Origin of the sequence: Nonlabens spongiae (assembly GCF_002117125.1) — a bacterium.
Taxonomy (GTDB): Bacteria; Bacteroidota; Bacteroidia; order Flavobacteriales; family Flavobacteriaceae; genus Nonlabens; species Nonlabens spongiae.
This window is the reverse complement of sequence record NZ_CP019344.1, coordinates 2,972,657-2,990,249: the sequence shown is the minus strand read 5'-3', so window position 1 is coordinate 2,990,249 and position 17,593 is coordinate 2,972,657. Positions and strand designations below refer to the sequence as shown.

The 17,593-nt window shown below is 37.5% G+C and carries 21 protein-coding genes; 1 reads left to right on the top strand and 20 read right to left on the bottom strand.

Annotated elements, in window-relative coordinates; all coding sequences use genetic code 11:
- Positions 1 to 7 precede the first annotated feature (7 nt).
- Positions 8 to 1,222 carry a site-specific integrase gene (locus BST97_RS13725; protein WP_085767770.1) on the top strand — a complete coding sequence of 405 codons (1,215 nt, stop codon included), beginning with the start codon at positions 8 to 10 and terminating at the stop codon, positions 1,220 to 1,222.
- 35 nt (positions 1,223 to 1,257) lie between these two features.
- On the opposite strand, the gene BST97_RS13720 is transcribed toward BST97_RS13725, so the two are convergent.
- From BST97_RS13720 to BST97_RS13620, 20 genes are all read right to left on the bottom strand, one after another.
- Positions 1,258 to 2,043, bottom strand: coding sequence for a M90 family metallopeptidase (locus BST97_RS13720; RefSeq protein WP_085767769.1), 786 nt, complete (start codon positions 2,041 to 2,043; stop codon positions 1,258 to 1,260).
- 14 nt (positions 2,044 to 2,057) lie between these two features.
- Positions 2,058 to 2,270, bottom strand: coding sequence for a heavy-metal-associated domain-containing protein (locus BST97_RS13715; RefSeq protein WP_085767768.1), 213 nt, complete (start codon positions 2,268 to 2,270; stop codon positions 2,058 to 2,060).
- 20 nt (positions 2,271 to 2,290) lie between these two features.
- On the bottom strand, positions 2,291 to 4,549 hold the full coding sequence (locus BST97_RS13710; protein WP_085767767.1) for a heavy metal translocating P-type ATPase: 2,259 nt from the start codon (positions 4,547 to 4,549) through the stop codon (positions 2,291 to 2,293).
- A 165-nt stretch (positions 4,550 to 4,714) separates the two neighbouring features.
- Entirely contained in the window at positions 4,715 to 5,326 is a 612-nt protein-coding gene (locus tag BST97_RS13705) for a cation transporter (RefSeq protein WP_085767766.1), read from the bottom strand.
- Between the two features lie 2 nt (positions 5,327 to 5,328).
- Positions 5,329 to 5,598 (bottom strand): thioredoxin family protein, encoded by a 270-nt coding sequence (locus tag BST97_RS13700; RefSeq protein WP_027066246.1) that lies wholly within the window; start codon positions 5,596 to 5,598, stop codon positions 5,329 to 5,331.
- A 69-nt stretch (positions 5,599 to 5,667) separates the two neighbouring features.
- The gene (locus BST97_RS13695; protein WP_085767765.1) at positions 5,668 to 6,054 is read right to left on the bottom strand and encodes a metal-sensing transcriptional repressor; all 387 of its coding nucleotides are present in this window, start codon (positions 6,052 to 6,054) and stop codon (positions 5,668 to 5,670) included.
- A gap of 19 nt (positions 6,055 to 6,073) precedes the next feature.
- Positions 6,074 to 6,295 carry a GDCCVxC domain-containing (seleno)protein gene (locus BST97_RS16185; RefSeq protein WP_085767764.1) on the bottom strand — a complete coding sequence of 74 codons (222 nt, stop codon included), beginning with the start codon at positions 6,293 to 6,295 and terminating at the stop codon, positions 6,074 to 6,076.
- Positions 6,292 to 6,894 (bottom strand): mercuric transport protein MerTP, encoded by a 603-nt coding sequence (merTP, locus tag BST97_RS13685; protein WP_085767763.1) that lies wholly within the window; start codon positions 6,892 to 6,894, stop codon positions 6,292 to 6,294. The genes BST97_RS16185 and merTP overlap by 4 nt, the downstream gene beginning before the upstream one ends.
- The gene (locus BST97_RS13680; RefSeq protein ID WP_085767762.1) at positions 6,891 to 7,265 is read right to left on the bottom strand and encodes an ArsR/SmtB family transcription factor; all 375 of its coding nucleotides are present in this window, start codon (positions 7,263 to 7,265) and stop codon (positions 6,891 to 6,893) included. The genes merTP and BST97_RS13680 overlap by 4 nt, the downstream gene beginning before the upstream one ends.
- A gap of 144 nt (positions 7,266 to 7,409) precedes the next feature.
- Positions 7,410 to 8,057, bottom strand: a complete 648-nt coding sequence (locus BST97_RS13675) for a class I SAM-dependent methyltransferase (RefSeq protein WP_085767761.1) — start codon at positions 8,055 to 8,057, stop codon at positions 7,410 to 7,412.
- 55 nt (positions 8,058 to 8,112) lie between these two features.
- A complete protein-coding gene (locus BST97_RS13670) occupies positions 8,113 to 9,018 on the bottom strand; it encodes an IS982 family transposase (RefSeq protein WP_085765693.1) in 906 nt (301 codons plus the stop codon).
- Positions 9,019 to 9,163: 145 nt separating this feature from the next.
- Entirely contained in the window at positions 9,164 to 9,730 is a 567-nt protein-coding gene (locus BST97_RS13665; RefSeq protein WP_085767760.1) for a helix-turn-helix domain-containing protein, read from the bottom strand.
- 243 nt (positions 9,731 to 9,973) lie between these two features.
- Positions 9,974 to 11,785: an efflux RND transporter periplasmic adaptor subunit gene (locus BST97_RS13655; RefSeq protein WP_085767759.1), complete on the bottom strand. Its 1,812-nt coding sequence runs from the start codon at positions 11,783 to 11,785 to the stop codon at positions 9,974 to 9,976.
- A gap of 31 nt (positions 11,786 to 11,816) precedes the next feature.
- Complete coding sequence (locus tag BST97_RS13650) at positions 11,817 to 12,314, bottom strand: DUF305 domain-containing protein (RefSeq protein WP_085767758.1); 498 nt, start codon at positions 12,312 to 12,314, stop codon at positions 11,817 to 11,819.
- A 24-nt stretch (positions 12,315 to 12,338) separates the two neighbouring features.
- Positions 12,339 to 13,046 (bottom strand): PepSY domain-containing protein, encoded by a 708-nt coding sequence (locus BST97_RS13645; protein ID WP_085767757.1) that lies wholly within the window; start codon positions 13,044 to 13,046, stop codon positions 12,339 to 12,341.
- A gap of 31 nt (positions 13,047 to 13,077) precedes the next feature.
- A complete protein-coding gene (locus BST97_RS13640; RefSeq protein ID WP_085767756.1) occupies positions 13,078 to 14,304 on the bottom strand; it encodes a permease in 1,227 nt (408 codons plus the stop codon).
- Positions 14,305 to 14,314: 10 nt separating this feature from the next.
- Positions 14,315 to 14,797 (bottom strand): YybH family protein, encoded by a 483-nt coding sequence (locus BST97_RS13635; protein ID WP_085767755.1) that lies wholly within the window; start codon positions 14,795 to 14,797, stop codon positions 14,315 to 14,317.
- Positions 14,798 to 14,815: 18 nt separating this feature from the next.
- Positions 14,816 to 15,364, bottom strand: a complete 549-nt coding sequence (locus BST97_RS13630; protein ID WP_085767754.1) for an ion channel — start codon at positions 15,362 to 15,364, stop codon at positions 14,816 to 14,818.
- Complete coding sequence (locus BST97_RS13625) at positions 15,361 to 16,866, bottom strand: FMN-binding glutamate synthase family protein (protein WP_085767753.1); 1,506 nt, start codon at positions 16,864 to 16,866, stop codon at positions 15,361 to 15,363. Before BST97_RS13625 ends, BST97_RS13630 begins: the two co-directional genes overlap by 4 nt.
- Positions 16,867 to 16,875: 9 nt before the next feature.
- Positions 16,876 to 17,523, bottom strand: a complete 648-nt coding sequence (locus BST97_RS13620; protein WP_085767752.1) for a DUF2231 domain-containing protein — start codon at positions 17,521 to 17,523, stop codon at positions 16,876 to 16,878.
- Between the last annotated feature and the right edge of the window lie 70 nt (positions 17,524 to 17,593).

Below are 17,593 nucleotides of genomic sequence, written 5' to 3'. Positions count from 1 at the left end.
GTCAATTATGTCATCAAATGCAAAAATAGTTCTTCGTAAAAAACCGAACGTTAAAGGTCAATATCCATTAGCTATTCGAATCACAAAAAACCGTCGCTCTACCTATCAGTATGTTGGTCATTATATCGATTTAGAGGAATGGGACGAGAAAAACCTTCGGGTAAAAAAATCAAATTCAAATGCCGATAGCCTAAACAAGTTATTATCACAACAACTTTCTGATGCCAATAAAGCACTTATCGATTTACAGTCCGAATATAAAGATGCTTCAGCAAACCAGATTAAAAAAGAAATTTATGCCTCAGGGAATTCCTCAACTTTCTTTGAACTGGCACAAGAACATCTGGACGAACTGGAAGTTGCAGAAAAGTTAAACCGTCTATCTACGGACAGCGCATTGATTAGTTATATTGTAAAATATCACAAATCTAAACAGCTTTCATTTCAAGAAATTGATGAACGATTTCTTAAAAAATTGATGATATACCTCAAGGTTAAGCACAGCCTAGCTGAGACTTCAATAATGAATATACTTGTCCTAATCCGCTTATTATTCAACAGAGCTATAAAGCTAAAAATAGTCAGTAGGGAACTATATCCTTTCGGTGGTGACAAAATTAAAATCAAGTTTCCTGAGACTACAAAAATAGGGTTGAATATTATTGAGGTAAGAGCTATTGAAGCTTTAGATAATCTAACCTACAATGAAATTCATACAAGAAATGTTTGGCTATTTAGCTTCAATTTTGCAGGAATGCGGGTTACTGATGTACTCTGGACAAAGTGGTCAGACATATACGACAATAGGCTTCATTATAGAATGAATAAAAACTCAAAACTACTGTCCTTAAAAATTCCAGATAAGGTTCTAAGTATTTTAGATTTCTACAGAGATGATAAAAAACACGCTACCGATTTTGTTTTTCCTGAATTGAAAAAGGCCAATCTGGATGATGCAAAAGACATTTATAATAAAAGAAAAACGGCAACCAAAAAATTTAACGATAACTTAAAATCCATTGCCAAAAAAGCAAAAATTGACAAGAAGATTACAATGCACATTGCCAGACATACTTTTGGCAATATTGCCGGTGATTCTATTCATCCTTTAATGTTACAAAAACTATATAGGCATAGTGACTTGAAAACTACACTGAATTATCAGGCAAATTTTATCCATAAAGAAGCAGATGATGCTTTAGATAGCGTTGTTAACTTTTGAATTGTCCTACAGCAAACTGTACCTCTTAAGGTGTACTACACTTCAATTGAACCTATAAGTTTCTGATTAAAACATTTAACCAACATCCTGTATAATTCAGGATGTTTCTTTTTAAGCAAGTCCGGACGTTCAAAAAAGTATTCCGAAGCTACAGCAAAGAATTCAGCTTGATTGGTGCCTCCATACTTTCTGATATCAGAGTGGTTATCATTTATCGCTTCCATTTCTTTATGGATTAAGTTTAACCAAGGTATGGCATATTGATGTTCCATTAGCCGCTCTGGCACACCGTCTGTTCTATCGTCCAACTTATCTATAAGGTGCACAAATTCGTGTATGCCAGTATTACTTTTATCCGTTGTATTTTTAAAGCCGTGATACAATCCTTTTTTGGAAAGTATCATCTGTTTCTCGAACCTTCCATTCCCAACTATTCCACCAATATTCCGTGCGTTATCCTTACTACTAAATTGCATATCCTCATTAAAATAATCTGGATATAAAAGGATACCGCTTAAATTGGTGTAATGCCATTCTTTGAAGCCAAAAACAGGTATTACTGCACTTGCCGCAATTAAAATCTTATCCAATTCTTCCAGTTCAAGCTGCACACCATCGATATAGACCTCACTTAAAAACTGCATTATTTTTTGCTGAAAAATTAGCTGTCTATTGTTTGAAAGATTTCTATAAAACAGAACATTGTCCATTAATAATTTGTGCCAATGCTCTGGAAATGGCTTTACACTATGACGTTTCGCTTTTCTATAAAAATGAACAGTAAAAAGAATAATCACAACAGAAATTAAAATATAGACCATCTTAAAAAAACGTATTAATCTACAGGTTCAGCCTTGAATCCCACTTTTTGCAAAACCGTTTTTACATCTTCTTCGGTTGCACCATCGCTTTCAATGGTTAGGATTTTATCAGGATTAGAGGTATCTACTTCCCAACTTTCTACACCTTCTTGTTTGTTTAAAAAAGGGGTTACTTTTGATACACACCCACCACAATTGATATTTGTTTTAAATTTTAAAGTTTTCATTGTATTGAATTTATTTGTTATTAAAGTTTTACTCGTTTCAATCTTAAGCTATTTGCAACTACGGATACACTACTGAATGCCATTGCTGCACCTGCAATCATCGGGTCCAATAAAAACCCATTTACGGGATACAAAACTCCCGCTGCAATTGGAATACCGATGATGTTGTAGATAAATGCCCAGAATAAGTTCTGACGTATGCCCAACACGGTTCTTTTTGACAGTTCCAATGCTTTTGGGATGGATTGCAAATCTGATGTTATCAAGGTCATTTTTGCTACATCCATTGCTATATCCGAACCTTTACCCATTGCAATACTTACATTGGCTTGCGCCAATGCGTGCGAATCGTTGATACCATCGCCAACCATTGCTACTATCTTTCCATCCGTCTGTAATTTTTCAACAAAAGCCGCTTTGTCCGAAGGCATTACTTCGCCTTGATAATTTGTTATTCCTACCTGATGTGCCACGGCAGAAGCCGTTTTATTGTTATCTCCCGTGAGCATAAAGACTTCGATGCCTCTTTCTTGAAGCGTAGCTATGGCTTTTTTTGAAGTTTCTTTAATCTTGTCCGCTATGGCGAGTATCGCGAGCACTTGATTTTCGCCACCAAAGAATATGACCGTTTTTGCCTTCTCTTCGAGACTTTCTGCCGTTTGCATTAAAGAAGCATCAATTTGAATATTCTTTTCGACCATTAGTTTATGGTTGCCCACATAATATTTTGAACCATTCTCTGATTGCGCCTTTACTCCTTTTCCTGTAATGCTTTCGAAGGAAGTAATTTCTGCTTGTTCAATGTTTTCCCCTTTCAGATGATTGACTACGGCTTCTGCCAAAGGATGTTCTGATTGTGCTTCGATAGCCAAGAGAATTTCCTTGTATTGCTTTTGATTTTTAAGCTTATCCTTCCAGAGTATATCGGTGACCAATGGTTTTCCTTCTGTAATCGTACCCGTTTTATCAAGGATTACTGCATTCACTTTATGGCCGAGCTCTAAACTTTCGGCATCCTTTATCAAAATATTATTTTCAGCTCCTTTGCCGATACCCACCATTATGGCGGTAGGCGTTGCCAAGCCCAAGGCACAGGGGCAAGCGATAACCAAAACGGCTACAGAGGTCAATAAGGCTTGTGAAAAGGCATTATCGCCTCCTACAGACATCCAGACAATGAAGGTTACAATGGAAATACTCAATACCACAGGAACAAATATACCGGCAATCTTATCGACCAGTTTTTGAACGGGTGCCTTACTCCCTTGCGCTTGCTGAACCATTTTAATGATTTGGGAAAGCAGGGTTTCCCCACCCACTTTTTCAGCGGTAAACTGAAAGCTTCCTTTTTGATTAACGGTACCAGCGAACACCTTTTCCCCTTGGGATTTCTGAACTGGAACAGGTTCTCCCGTAATCATACTTTCATCTACATAAGAGCTTCCCTTGGAAACTTCGCCATCAACAGGAATTTTTTCTCCGGGACGTACCAAAATGGTCTGACCAACCTGTACGGATGAAATAGGGATTTCCCTCTCTTCCCCATTCTCAATAATTTTAAGGGTTTTAGGCTGAAGCCCCATTAGTTTTTTAATGGCTGAAGAGGTATTTGATTTTGCCTTTTCTTCCAATAGTTTCCCCAAGGAAATAAAGGTGATAATCACGGTAGCCGCTTCGTAATATACGTGAGGCTCGATGCCACGACTTAACCAAAATTCAGGAAAAAAGGTATTGAATACACTAAAGAGGAAGGCGATTCCGGTACTCAACGCCACCAAGGTATCCATATTTGCTTTACCGTGTTTGGCCTGCTTGAAGGCATTGATGAAAAAACTGCGCCCAAACCAAAAAAGAATTGGAAAGGCCAATACCAATGAAATCCATTTGCCTTGTTCCCATTGCATATAGAACATTCCCAACACAAAAATGGGTAGCGTAAGTATCGCCGACCAGATGGTACGGTTTTTTATGTCCTGATAATGCTTTTGCTGAAGTTCTTGCTGTACTTCCGAAGGGTCTTCGGCATCAATTATAATATCGTAACCGACCTCACGAAGCGCGTTTTGAAGTTGATTAGGGTTCAACCCCTCATCATACTCTACCATAACAGAACTGTTCGCGAAATTGACGTTTGCGTCAAATACTCCCTCGGTATGTTTTAATACAGATTCAACACTCGCTGCACAAGAGGCACAGGTCATTCCCGTAACCGGAAATGATTCCTTTACTCCTTTTTTAGTATTCTTTTCTTTGGTTTCAAATATGCTGATTGTCTCCATAAACCCATTCTTATTTGTATGATACAAATTTCAGGATTAAAAGACCTTAATGTGTTACGTAATATGCTGAATGATTTGTAGAATTTTCTCTTCACAAATTATTACTAACCTATTGGATAAGTCGTTTTTAATTTATCTTTTATCACCGCAATGGATACGTGTCTATCAGTCTCTACTATTTGTAATCAAATACCCTTTTGATTGAATGACCTTTTTTATCTCATCGACATTCGTTTTAGTGGTATCAAATTCTACAATTGAAGTTCCTCTTTCGAAAGACGTAGTTACATTTGTAACCCCATTAATTTTGTTTACAGAATGATTGATATTTTCTTCACAACCAGAGCATACCATCCCTTCAACATTCAACTTTACAGTTTGAATATGTGTATTGTTTGTTGCAACAATTCCTTTTGTGGCCGTTGGGTGAAATATTTGTGGATAATAAGAAACCAATGTCATTGTAACAACAAACGCTGTAACCAACCACAAGTAGAATTTCGACTTAAAAAATGATGGTTTATCAGTTTCACAGTTGCCACAATCGTCCACTTTCTTTTTTTTATAAACTTGATAAAAAGCCAATCCCAATGACAAAAATGCTATGGCCAATAGATAAGGTTTCAATGCAATAAGCCAAGAAAAATAGACAGAACTCCCACTAATACCAACTACACTTGTAAGTAGCAAAGGGCCCCAGCAGCATAGTTTAAGGGAAACTGCTGAAAATACAGCAGTCCCCATAGATGCTTTTTTGTTTAATTTAGTAATTGCCATACCTAACAGCTTCCTATGCCTGCATTTACCAAATCATCTCTTGTGATTTTGATGTTGGTACAGCAATTCAATAGTTTTCCGTTAACAGCAATGGCAGGAACTCTTGTAACCCCATATTCCTTCATTTTTGAAACACAGATTTTACTTTCGCATTGCTCAGACAGATTATGAAGTGTGATTTCGCAGTCCTTTCCTGCTGTTTCTTTTACTAATTGCACCACAGGCTCGCATACTGGGCAACCTGCTGTAAAAATCTCGATTTGTCGTTTCATCTTATTTTAAGTTTAAATTAATAATGGAACAAAGATGAGAACGTGAGGTAGGGGGTCACCAAACTTTTTTTAATCTTTTTTTTCGTTGTAGTCTTTTAATCTGGTTTCAATGGTTTGGATTTCTTTTAAGCGATTGGTCAAATCAGATAATTCCAAGTTAGGGAATTCACTTTTTAAATATTCAATTTTATCTTCATTGCCACAATTGCCTGGGCAAGAGTCCACGGCCTTTACAATTCCAATAGCAAGTGCTTTTCGATAGACTTCATCCAGCAGTAAGTAATGTGCTTTTTGAATCCCCTTATCAATGGATTTGAACTGTATGTTTATTTGTTCGGGGTCCTTTCCTTCATCAAGCATTTTAACAATGCCGTTTAATTGACCACTCAAAGTTTTTAATCTGGATTTAATATCCAAGATTAAATCAGTGGGTAATTTGTGCTCTTCCGATTTCATAATTTGAAAATTATATTGTTTAGCAACAACTGGAATTATTACAACTTTCTTTCTCTTGAATAGAAGGACATTTTACAGAGCCATAACTACAATAGACACAACAATCCCCTTCATTAGGTTTCAAAACCGTCTTGCAATTCTCGCACTCGTAAAAGAATTGACAAGCGTTCGTCGGCATTTCTTCTTCTTTTTTGTGTCCACATTTCGGACAAGTAATTTCTGATTTTAATATAGTTTTCATTCTATTTCTTTTTTGCCAGTCACTTTATAACCTGTAGAATTAATTGCATTTTCAATAGCTATCTTAGAGGTTTTAGACTTATCAAACTCTACGAAGGTACTTCCCTTTTCATACGAAGGGGTTACATTTATAATACCGTCCAATTCATTTACAGCGTGTTTTATGCTTTCTTCACAGCCAGCACAAGTCATTCCTTGAACATTAAAGTTTACAGTTTGAATATTTGATTGGTTTACAATGACTACTTCTTTTTTATTATCTGGATAAAAAATGGATGAATAATATGGAAATGCCAGCATAATAAATGCAAATACAGTTACAATTCCTAAAAACTTTTTTGATTGTATAAATTTTGGTTTTTCGTCTGTTTCACATTCGCAGTCAATTTCTTTTTGAGGTTTTAGTTTTTGATACCAAGCAAAACCAAGAACTAAAATTGTCAGCCCGATTAGATAAGGTCTAAAAGGTTCTATCCACGAAAATGTTGAAGCAATTCCGCTTGTTCCTGCAATTAGAGCCAAAACGGGTGTAATACAACATAATGAAGCAGTAATAGCAGCAAGTAAACCTACACCAATTAATTTGTTCTCACGTTTCATATCGTTTCTAAAACTTTGTTTTTATCGAGTATTTCAAAAAACGGATTTAACAATGTTGAATATTCAGGGGTTAGTGAGTAAAAAATGGTTTGGGCTTCTCTATCGGTTTCCAATAAATTTCTATCCTTCATTTTTCTCAAATGTTGAGAGATGGCAGAAATGTTCATTCCGAGAATGTCGCTTAAATCACAAACGCAAAGTCTTTTTTCCTCAAAGAGTAGGTAAAGAATTTTCAGCCTTACACTATTTCCAACCAATGAAAGTCCATTTGCTAAATAATCAAATGCTTCGTTTAATTCTGAAACTGTCTTTTTACAACGGTTTATCTGTTCAATATCTGCCTGTTGTCTTATGCAAGAATTATTTTTCATAAGGCAAAGTTACAATTATTTCTTATTTAAGCAAATGCTAAAATACAAATGTGAAATGATAGATAAATTTTAGTCATTATGTTTCTTTTGTTTTGATTTGTGTTTTTGTAAAAACTTAAACTGCCAAAATGCGCATCTGTTCTTTTAGCTTGTGGGTGAAGGTATTGCTGGCTTTACAGTTAATTGTCTTTTAAAACTACAAAACAGAAAATTCTGTATGGTATTAAATGGTGTTGTGTGGCCCTCTGTTACACAGCGAATTTTGTCAAATCCTTTTTTTAATTCCGATGTTAATTCCTCTTCATTGTATTGTTTTATTTCAAGTCCGCTACATTTTTTTGGTCCATTTTGTGAAAAGGTTCCTATTATTAAATAACCACGTACAAATTTTGACGCTATCTTAATATATTTTTTAATCTGGTCATCAGTTGTAAGAAAATGAAAAGTTGCCCTGTCGTGCCAAACATCGAAAGATGTGTCAGGTTCAAATTCGATAATGTCGCTTACAATCCAATTTACTTTACTCGCCTTTTCTCCCAGTCTTTTTTTAGCTTTCGCAATTGCTTTTTCTGAAATATCAAGTACAGTAATGTTCTTATATTCTTCTTCAAGTAAATAGTCGACCAGTTTACTGTCGCCACCACCAATGTCTATAATTCTTGCATCTTTATTTAGTTTGAACGAACGTATAAACTCCAGTGAAGTTTTTGGTATTTCTTGGGTCCAACTTACCTGGTCTGGATTTTTAGTTTCGTAAACTGTTTCCCAATGTTTCTTTCTGTCAAATTTCATTTTGATATCTTAATTCAATTTATTGGTAAATCATTATATTATCTAACTCGTTGTGCTAGTAGTTCCACGCATGCCTGATTCTATTGATTGGTCTGTTGTTTTCCCTGTTGAACATCTGCAGCATGGCAACTGCGGCCAGTTTGCTTGAGATCCTTGTCAGGAAACCCTTGAAGCTCTTTGCAAGGTTGATCTTGATGGAGAACTGAGAGCACAACTGTGAAAACCTTGTCTCTATGAACTTTCGGTTCCTTCTCCTCTCCGGCGAAAATGCCCTTTTGACCAACTGGTTCCTTCTGGGTGGGGTGACCAGTTCTATACCGTAGCTGGTGAACAGATCGGCCTGGAGCTCCCTGGATATGTAGCCACGATCGCCGATGATCTCCCTGTCCTCGCTACCGTCGTACTGCCTCTCTTTCAAGAACCTTATGTCGTGTACGTTTGCAGGGGTTACCGCCATGTCGTGGAAGATGCCCTGCGTGCTCATGAGCAGGTGGAGCTTGTAACCGATATAATAGCGGCGGTCGACTGCCGAGTAGCCCTTTCTGGGAGCCGTGCCCGGGTCTTCCATGCAGACCTTCATGCGCTGCTCCCTGGCGTTGTGGATGATGGGACATGGCATCGAGTCCACCAGTAGCGCGGACTCGCCGTCATCCATACGATCGCCCAGAAGTCCCGCGGACTCCCTGAGGCGTGGCTCGAGGGAGCGCCTGCGGCGGTTGAATCTGGTGCGGTCGATCAGCATTGGAAAATCCTGGCGAAAGTGTTTCCTTATCTCGGCAAACAATAGGTTCTCGCTGGGAATCGAGGCAGCCTCGCCAGTGATGGCAAGAGCCATGACCTCCAGGTCATTCATTTTCGTGTTGATCGGTCGCTTTTTGAAGTTTCCGTCAACGGTAACACCGTCAAAGACGTCAATAAGGTAGGAAAGGTGTTTTTTGTACATTGCAGGCAGATCGTGCATGATATCAGAATTAAAGATTTGACACTATTAATATACTGAATATCAATAAAATGCACGGTCTTTTATCAAATCTATTTTTTAATTTTGACTAGCACAACGGGTTATCTATTGATTTAAAATGTTCCATTAAAAGTGGTAAAAAACCTTAAATCTCATCCAATGATTTTCGGTTTTTGTCCACAGATTTCTTAAACTGCGTAGGTGTCATTCCCGTTACTTTTTTGAATTGATTGCTTAAGTACGCAACGCTACTATAATGTAATTGAAAAGCTATCTCACTCAAGGTTAATTCATCATAGACAATAAGTTGTTTTACACGTTCAATTTTTTGGTTGATGATGTATTGCTCAAACGTGATGCTTTCGACAGACGAGAATAGGGAACTTAAATATTTATAATCCAAGTTAAGTTCGCCAGTAACAATATCTGCCCATTTTAATTCGGTCTTTTCATTAGAATAATGTATCTTCTCAATTACCAAATTCTTCATTTGCTCGATAAGCTGACTTTTACGGTCGTCAATCAAACTAAATCCTGCATTTTGTAGCTTTTTTTGCAAAGATTTTTTTTCGAATTCATTGAGCATCGAAACCAATTCTACTTCTCCTAACTTGACAGCTTTGTAATCAATGTTCAATCCTACCAAAATTTGGGAAACTGCGGATATACATCTCGGACAGACCATATTTTTTATGTGGATGGTATTATTCATAGGTTGAAAAAATGCCTAATAAAATCTAAATTTAGATATATGATTAGTATTACAGCAGCAATAAATAATCCTATCATCGCTGAAATTCCGATAACCTTATCTTTTTTTGTAATCGGATTTTTCTGTTTATATGTATTTTTCTTGTTTTTTCTTCTATTTCTTCTACTTTCACTCATCATCTTTCTCCTCTTTAAAATATTAAAGGCTGAAGAATCCGCTTTTACCAATTAACTCTAACCCTGATTATTTTAACGTATCTCTAACCTCACCACAGGTTAACATTGCTTCGCCATAATATGGGTTACGGACTTCTTCCTCTAAACTTATCCAGTACGCTCCCTTATTATTGTCTGCCATTGGACAAAACTGGATATAAACATTTTCATTGACCCCAAAGAGCTGTACACTACTTATCATATGCGCAGACAAATGCTTAAAATGCCCTCTTTGTTTTGAAATATCCGTATTACTTGAAATAGCATTTGCCGAAGTATTTAATTCCTTTTGAATTGTCATCCAATGGTTATGTGCTTTTTCATCGGACAACAACTTCATATCTACATTTTTCAGGGATTGTATTATTTGTTTTCCTGCTTGCTGTGCATTTTTGGCATCATCATTAACCAGAGCATCTTTCAAAAGAATATAATCCTCAAACACCTGTTTTAACTGGCCTTGAAATTTGTTTGAAACAGCTATCCTTTCTTTCATTTCTGAATGGTCAGCATTCTCCTTACTATCTCCAGAATTGTTTCCTTGCATACCTAAATGCCCTTCGTGACCGGTCATTGTTTTGCCACCAGCAGTGTTCATCATAGATTTTTTGCCTTGTAATTGTGCAGCAGCATCTACTGTAAACGTGCCATTAGTTACCACTTCATCACCATTTTGAAGACCTTCAATTATGGTATAGGTGTCTCCATTGGCATTACCGAGTAAGACTTCTCTCATTTCAAAAATAGCTTCGTTAGGATTAGTTTTAACATAAACTACAGAACGTTCACCAGTCCACATCACAGCTGTAGCAGGAACTGTTATTTTCCTTAAAGTGCTTTCTTGAGCACCTTCAATTTTACCCTCGACGAACATTCCTGGTTTGAACAAATCATTTTTATTATTTAGCACCGCTCTAACTACGACGGTTCGTGTAGAAGAATTTAATAAAGGGTCAATAAATGAAACTTTTGCATCAAATACTTCATTGCGATACGCATTGGTAGTCACTTTAATGGTTTGACCAACTTTCAAGGAAGCAATCTGATTCTCATAGGCATCAAATTCTGCCCAGACCGTATTGAGGTTGGCAATTTTATACAAGGGTTGTCCTTGTTTTACATAGTCACCTTCTTCTACCATTTTATGCGTTACTGTCCCAGAAACGGTTGCATAAACAGGGAAATTTTCTTGTACTTTTCCAGCGGTCTCTATAGCATTAATTTGCTTTTCAGAAAGTTTCCAAAGCTTTAGTTTATTCCTCACAGCTTTATAGAGTGCTGGCTGTGATTCCTTCAACGATGCAGCCGTGAGTAATTCTTGTTGGGCAGAAACTAATTCAGGTGAATAAATAGTTGCCAAACGCTGTCCGGCACCTACACGTTCTCCTGTAGTATTAACATAGAGGTTTTCAATTCTTCCACCAAAATAGGTGACCTGCACAGCGTTGGATTCTTCATTGGGCTTTATCTTTCCAGATAGTTTTAATGTGCCACTATCCATCTGACCTTGTCCTACGACCGACGTTTGTATGTTAGCCAGTGCCATTGCATTTTCGGTCATCTTAATCTCATCCGCAGACAGACCGTCTGCTCCAGCCTCAGCTGGAATGAGGTCCATTCCGCAGATTGGGCAATCGCCAGGTTCGGGTTGCATAATTTGTGGGTGCATTGAGCAAGTCCACATCTGCTCAGCACTTTCACCTGAATGATCGTGCGAATCTGACATATCGGACAAGTCCTTTATCGCCTGTTCATCATTTCCAGACCCTCCAAATATGAGCCATCCTCCCAATAGCCCTACTACTAAGGCAAGGCCAATAAATATTAAATTCTTTTTCATAATATTAGTTTTAAAAGAAATAGCGCAAGTACTATTCCTCTTTTTTGTTTTCCAATCTGTAAATAATCTTTTTCATTTGTGCTATCTCACGCAACTGTGCTTCTATGATTTCCTCAGCAAGTTTTTTGGCTTCTGGGTCTTTTATGTCGGCTCTTTTACTTGTTAAGATTGCAATAGAGTGGTGTGGAATCATTGCTTTCATCCAGAGAACGTCACCTACAGTTGATTTTTGTTCGCGTACCAGACCCAATGCACTCACAAAAAGTATTAAACTCCCCAAATAAATAGCTATGTTCTTTTTCTTGTTCTTATACATATTTAGCATTAATGACAACATAATTACTGCCATTGCAGCTATACCGAGGCAAACCATATAAAATCTTGTAAGGCTAAACCAAACGTGGTCCCATTCGTAGGTATTTAGGTACATTGTGATGTACATTGCTATAAATGAAAGCCCAAGCATAGCCATAAACTTTCCGTAAGTATTTTTCTTCATTCCGTCGTGTGTGTTTTCTTTTGAATCCATTGTTTTTGGTTTTTAAGTTATTATCTATTTAAGCTTCTTCTTTAATTTTCTGATTGATGGGGAACTGATGTAACATAGTACAAAACCACTTAAGACTGTTATCAATCCCAAAAGTGAAAATGCCCTTAATAGCAACGTGTTGAAATTATCCCTTCCCTGATAATCCATTGTATGGGTCATCCAAAGAAAATCAAACCAGCGCCAGTCCCTATGTCTCACCGTTTGAAAAGCGCCATTCTCAACCGCCACATAGGCTTTTAAGTTTTGTGGTGTCTCATAAGAAATTTCATAGACTGGAAGTGGGCGACCGCGATATTCGTGATGTGCTCCTACAGAATGGACTAATTGAATTTTTGCTATTTCCAAATCGTTCAACATATACCTATTTGCAACTTGTTGCGCCTCTTCTTTAGTAATTCCATTTTTCCCTTGTCCCGTTTTCGCATTATAAAGCTGTGCTTCATTAATCCAATAGTAAGGTTCATTTGCTATTTCCAGTAGTTCCAAAGATTGGACGGGTTCTTTAGTAGCGAGTTGGGATGTGCCGAGCAAATCATTAAATGAGGTCTGTACAGGTGCTTCTTTCTTAAATTGGTCGCCGTGTATCTCGTCAATGTCCGTCCAGCTGAAATACATCCCGCTAATCGTCCACATCAAGAACTGAATACCTAAAAAGATACCCAAGTAGCGGTGCGCCTTTCTAATCCATCTCGCTGTTTTTCTGTTGACCATTATTGTTTTTGTTTTACTCTTTATCTATAATTTAATTCACGAAAAATTTTACAATCAGTCCACCAGCCAACCATATATAACAGATATAGGCAGCATATTTTAAAATGCTTTCAAGTAATGGACTTTTCGGTGCCATTTCGCTCATTGAGTGTTCTACATCCTTTCTTTTGAAAAATCCCAAATAAATCAGATACCCTGAAATTGCAAGGAAGGCCATATTCAAGTAGAAAGTATAATCTATTTTGAAATGCTCTTTGTCCTGTATTTTGACTTGTGATGGGTCTGGCAACATACCCAACAAGTCAAAAGAGTAATGTAGAGCCAAAGCTGTTCCGATTAATGCCGTAAACAGTAAGAATAAAATGAACAGTGACATTTTCCATCCATAATACTTGGCGTTGATGCGTAGCACAGGGAAGACCACCAAATCACTAAAAATGAAAGCCATAACGCCTGCAAAACTTACACCTTTGCCAAAAAGCAATGCCGCCAACGGAATATTACCCATTGACCCAATGAATGTCAAAAATGCAGCAATAGGTCCTACAATGATATGTTCCAATATTTCAAGAAAGGTAAAGTCTGTATTACCCTGACCACTATTGATAAATAGTGTTTGGAAGAAAGAATCGGGAACAAAGGCTGCTACGATTCCTGCAATGGTAAAACCAACCGTAACGTCTTTCCATACCATCTGCCATTCCATCTTGTATTTCTTGGCAACCCTTGCCCAACTATCTTCTTTTTGTATCTGCTTTTTCCATTCCTTGGAATCATCCATCGCATCGTCATCTTCGTTCTCTAAATTCTTGCGCGCCTTTTCAATAAGTTTTTTAGGATTGATTATTCGTATTAAAATCCACGAAATAAGAATTAAGAGAATTCCACCTATGTATTCGCCAACTACAAACTGCCATCCCAAAAATATGGAAATGATAATACCCAGTTCAATAACCAGATTGGTCGATGCGAGTAGAAAAGCAATGGAAGACACAAAGCTTGCACCTTTTTTAAAGATGGACTTTGTACTAGCTAAAGCCGAAAAACTACACGAGCTGCTTATAAAACCGAAAAACGTGCCTAAGAGTACACTTTTACCTTCACTCTCGTTCATTGTTTTTTGCATCCTTTTTTCAGTCACAAAAATTTGTATCATACTACTGATAATGTAGCCCAAAATGAAAGCCCAGAGTGCCATCCAGAAGAATCCGGTAGTCGTATAGGCTGCTTCGCCCCATTGTTTTAAGAATTCGCTCACAGTTAAAATTTTACTTTGTATTTCTTGACGAAGAGTGCGTTTTAATTATTTTCCATTTCCCATCTATCTTCTTAAGGATAGAAGTTACCACCCCTTTTTTCTTTATGGTTCGGGTATTGCCTTTATCATCGGGGTTGAGAACGATAGTGTAGATATAGGTTTCGGTAGTAAAGGCGTAGGGCAAGTCTACTTCTGCATCAATCACATAATCTGAAAATTCAAATTTCTTGAAATGACCTAATTCTGGTCCTAAGTGATGTTCGATGTAGTGGGCATAGGAACCCTCAACACCACCAGATTCAAAAACTTCCGAGTCCTTTGTAAACAACTCAAAGGTACCTTCAGTCGTCAGGTTTTGCAGGGCATCTTTATAGGTTTTCATTACTTTTAGCACAGCTTCTTTCTCGGTGCCTAAATCTACGTTTTGACTAAATATTTGGCCTGTGGCAAACGTAAGTAGCATTAGGATTGTTGTTAATTTTAGAGTTTTCATAATTTTAGTTATTAAGGGTTATTTATTTACTCGAATTCTATTCACGTTTGCGATACCAAATACAAGGACAAAAAATCTGAGGGCCACCTCAAGTGCCACCAAGGCTTTAGCTGTAACCGTTTTTGGGACTATATCTCCGTAGCCTACAGATGAGAAAGTAATTAGACTGAAATAGGACATATCAAAAAATGCCAACAGCCCGTTATTTCCCGAACTATTATTTATCTGAAAATGAGTAGAATCAAAAAAATGTAATGCCGCATAATCTATGGCAAATGAAAATACAATCAGAACAATTAAAAATCCGAATAACACTAAAACGTGGCTCAGCAAATGGCTCTGTCCGATAATTTTCATCAATTGATTAAAGGATAAGGCTATGATAAATCCTATCTTTATTAGTGTTATGGCCAATAGTATAATCACTGCGTAAGTAGCATTAATATTAGGCAAGACATACAGCCCGATAACTGTAGCAATAAGTACTACCAATAGTACGTACTTTGAACTATTGAAAAGTTGCCCATAAAAGGCAGCCGTGGTTTCTATGTCCTTTTCGTCACTCATTTTTTTGAGGGTTTTATAAAAATTTCTTCATATGTCTTTGTTTCGGTTTCGCTTATACGTCTAACAATGTATTTTCTATGTATGCCAATTCTATTTTCAAGTCCCATTGAGCCCAGCAACTCTTTAAAGGCTTCCATTGTGTTTTTATGGTAATTGGCTACTTTGGTCTTCTTGTCTTCCACAACTAATGACGCTACCCTTGACGGTACCATTGTGGTTATGCCGGTAGGACAAGTATCTAAATTGCATTTTAAGGACTGCACACACCCCAAGGCAAACATCATTCCTCTGGCACTATAGCAGGCATCTGCGCCAAGGGCAAGCATCCGATAGATGTCAAAAGCAGATATAATTTTTCCGGCCGCCATCAATTTTATTTCATCACGCAGTTTGTATTTTGTTAAAATAGAATGTGCAAAATGGATTGCTTCATTTATTGGCATACCCGCCCAATGAAGTGATTCCATATGGGCAGCGCCCGTGCCTCCTTCGGCACCGTCAATGGCAATGAAGTCTGGATAATTTTGCTTTTCAGCGAAAGATTGAACCATTCTTTCAAATTCATCTTTTTGCCCAATACATAGTTTAATACCAATTGGTTTGCCATTGGAAAGTTTTCTCAATTTTTCAACAAACGAAATCATTTCTTCATCGTTTCCAAATGCCGAATGGTGCGGTGGCGAAAGAATTTCGGTTCCCTTTTCAACATCCCTGAATTTTGCGATTTCCTTTGTGTTTTTCTTTGCAGGTAGTATGGCACCAAACCCAGGTTTGGCTCCTTGTGCAATTTTTATTTCAATCATTTTCACTACATCGTTGGTTGCGATGTCGGCGAATTTTTTGGCATCAAAATTTCCTTCTGCATCACGACATCCAAAGTATCCAGTTCCAAACTGAAAGATAATATCTGCACCGTATTGTTGATGATAGGGTGTAAAGCCACCTTCACCCGTATTCTGGGCAAAACCAGCTATTTTGGCACCACCATTAAGGGCTAAGGTCGCATTTTTGCTTATTGAGCCATAGCTCATTCCCGCAAGATTCAGAATACTTGCAGAATAGGGTTTGTCGCACTTGGAACTTCCAAATATTACTCTAAAATCATCGTTGACTTCTTTTGCCGGATAGATGGAATGTTTAAACCATTCACGACCAACTTCATCGTAAGGTATTTGTGTGCCAAAAGGTTGACTTTTATTAGCGTTCGCAGCACGTTTATAGACTATTTCTTTTTGTATCCAGTTAAAGGGCTTTCCTTCCGTCCTATTAAGCAAAACGGTTTCTTGGACAACGTGGCGTTGTTTTTCCAGAAAATTGGTAATTCTGCCAAATAATGGATAGGTACGCCTAATGTTATCTGATTTTTGAAAAAAATCGAATAGTCCTAAAATCAAAAAAGGAAGTAATACCAATGCGAGCCACCATAACAATGGATATAAAATGATTATGGCTGTTACCGCCAAAACCAATATGTTGCTCGTTATGATAAATCCTTTTCTCATAATCTTTGTTTAATGTGAATGCCCATCACTTTCCTCGTGACCTTCTTCACTTTCGGTTTCAATATAATTTCCTTGTGGACCGACTCCTTCTATATATACCAACTGTGAACCATAATGTCCTGCTTCGGAAACTGAATATGCCGAAAAGGCCATAACTACAAAAACTGCTATTTCAAAACCACGCTTTAGTTTGACCCAAAACAGGCTTACTATTTTCAGAACTGCTGCAAGGGCACTTGACCATAGTGTCCAATCGGCATATTTATCGTGTTGTTCCAGTACGCTTTTTGCCATTTCGGTAAGTCCTTCTGTATGCGGGTGCACAAATGTTCCAGCGACATACGCCCCAATAAACCCAGACCCTACCATTAAGAGGATGACCCAATCCATTGTCCGGTTCAAGGTAAACAACTGTATCAATTGTAAAACCACCGCTAACAGCAATAGTACAATGGGAAAATGTACGACCATAGGGTGTAGGTTGGGAAACGCATCAAAATCTGCTTTTACGGAATCTGATTGTACAGCTGATGCTATGCTGGCCGATAATTCAGTTGCATCAAGGCTATATCGTTCTTCATTTAAGGCAAAGGTTTTGGTCAAACTACCTAAGAAGGCAATGACCAAAATGGCTGAAAAAAAATGTTTTGTTTTCATCTCTTACGGTTTTTAATTAGTACCCAATTAGTTGCAGTACCAAAGTCCCAAGAACTATGCTGGCTATGAT

What these genes read in the sequence shown, in the direction of transcription:
- BST97_RS13705 (WP_085767766.1), bottom strand. Translation starts at nt 5,326, where the DNA reads ATGGCAATTACTAAATTAAACAAAAAAGCATCTATGGGGACTGCTGTA.
- BST97_RS13720 (WP_085767769.1), bottom strand. Translation starts at nt 2,043, where the DNA reads ATGGTCTATATTTTAATTTCTGTTGTGATTATTCTTTTTACTGTTCAT.
- BST97_RS13655 (WP_085767759.1), bottom strand. Translation starts at nt 11,785, where the DNA reads ATGAAAAAGAATTTAATATTTATTGGCCTTGCCTTAGTAGTAGGGCTA.
- BST97_RS13645 (WP_085767757.1), bottom strand. Translation starts at nt 13,046, where the DNA reads ATGGTCAACAGAAAAACAGCGAGATGGATTAGAAAGGCGCACCGCTAC.
- BST97_RS16185 (WP_085767764.1), bottom strand. Translation starts at nt 6,295, where the DNA reads ATGAAAACTATATTAAAATCAGAAATTACTTGTCCGAAATGTGGACAC.
- BST97_RS13630 (WP_085767754.1), bottom strand. Translation starts at nt 15,364, where the DNA reads ATGAGTGACGAAAAGGACATAGAAACCACGGCTGCCTTTTATGGGCAA.
- BST97_RS13700 (WP_027066246.1), bottom strand. Translation starts at nt 5,598, where the DNA reads ATGAAACGACAAATCGAGATTTTTACAGCAGGTTGCCCAGTATGCGAG.
- BST97_RS13620 (WP_085767752.1), bottom strand. Translation starts at nt 17,523, where the DNA reads ATGAAAACAAAACATTTTTTTTCAGCCATTTTGGTCATTGCCTTCTTA.
- BST97_RS13710 (WP_085767767.1), bottom strand. Translation starts at nt 4,549, where the DNA reads ATGGAGACAATCAGCATATTTGAAACCAAAGAAAAGAATACTAAAAAA.
- merTP (WP_085767763.1), bottom strand. Translation starts at nt 6,894, where the DNA reads ATGAAACGTGAGAACAAATTAATTGGTGTAGGTTTACTTGCTGCTATT.
- BST97_RS13715 (WP_085767768.1), bottom strand. Translation starts at nt 2,270, where the DNA reads ATGAAAACTTTAAAATTTAAAACAAATATCAATTGTGGTGGGTGTGTA.
- BST97_RS13635 (WP_085767755.1), bottom strand. Translation starts at nt 14,797, where the DNA reads ATGAAAACTCTAAAATTAACAACAATCCTAATGCTACTTACGTTTGCC.
- BST97_RS13665 (WP_085767760.1), bottom strand. Translation starts at nt 9,730, where the DNA reads ATGAATAATACCATCCACATAAAAAATATGGTCTGTCCGAGATGTATA.
- BST97_RS13625 (WP_085767753.1), bottom strand. Translation starts at nt 16,866, where the DNA reads ATGAGAAAAGGATTTATCATAACGAGCAACATATTGGTTTTGGCGGTA.
- BST97_RS13725 (WP_085767770.1), top strand. Translation starts at nt 8, where the DNA reads ATGTCATCAAATGCAAAAATAGTTCTTCGTAAAAAACCGAACGTTAAA.
- BST97_RS13670 (WP_085765693.1), bottom strand. Translation starts at nt 9,018, where the DNA reads ATGCACGATCTGCCTGCAATGTACAAAAAACACCTTTCCTACCTTATT.
- BST97_RS13695 (WP_085767765.1), bottom strand. Translation starts at nt 6,054, where the DNA reads ATGAAATCGGAAGAGCACAAATTACCCACTGATTTAATCTTGGATATT.
- BST97_RS13675 (WP_085767761.1), bottom strand. Translation starts at nt 8,057, where the DNA reads ATGAAATTTGACAGAAAGAAACATTGGGAAACAGTTTACGAAACTAAA.
- BST97_RS13650 (WP_085767758.1), bottom strand. Translation starts at nt 12,314, where the DNA reads ATGGATTCAAAAGAAAACACACACGACGGAATGAAGAAAAATACTTAC.
- BST97_RS13680 (WP_085767762.1), bottom strand. Translation starts at nt 7,265, where the DNA reads ATGAAAAATAATTCTTGCATAAGACAACAGGCAGATATTGAACAGATA.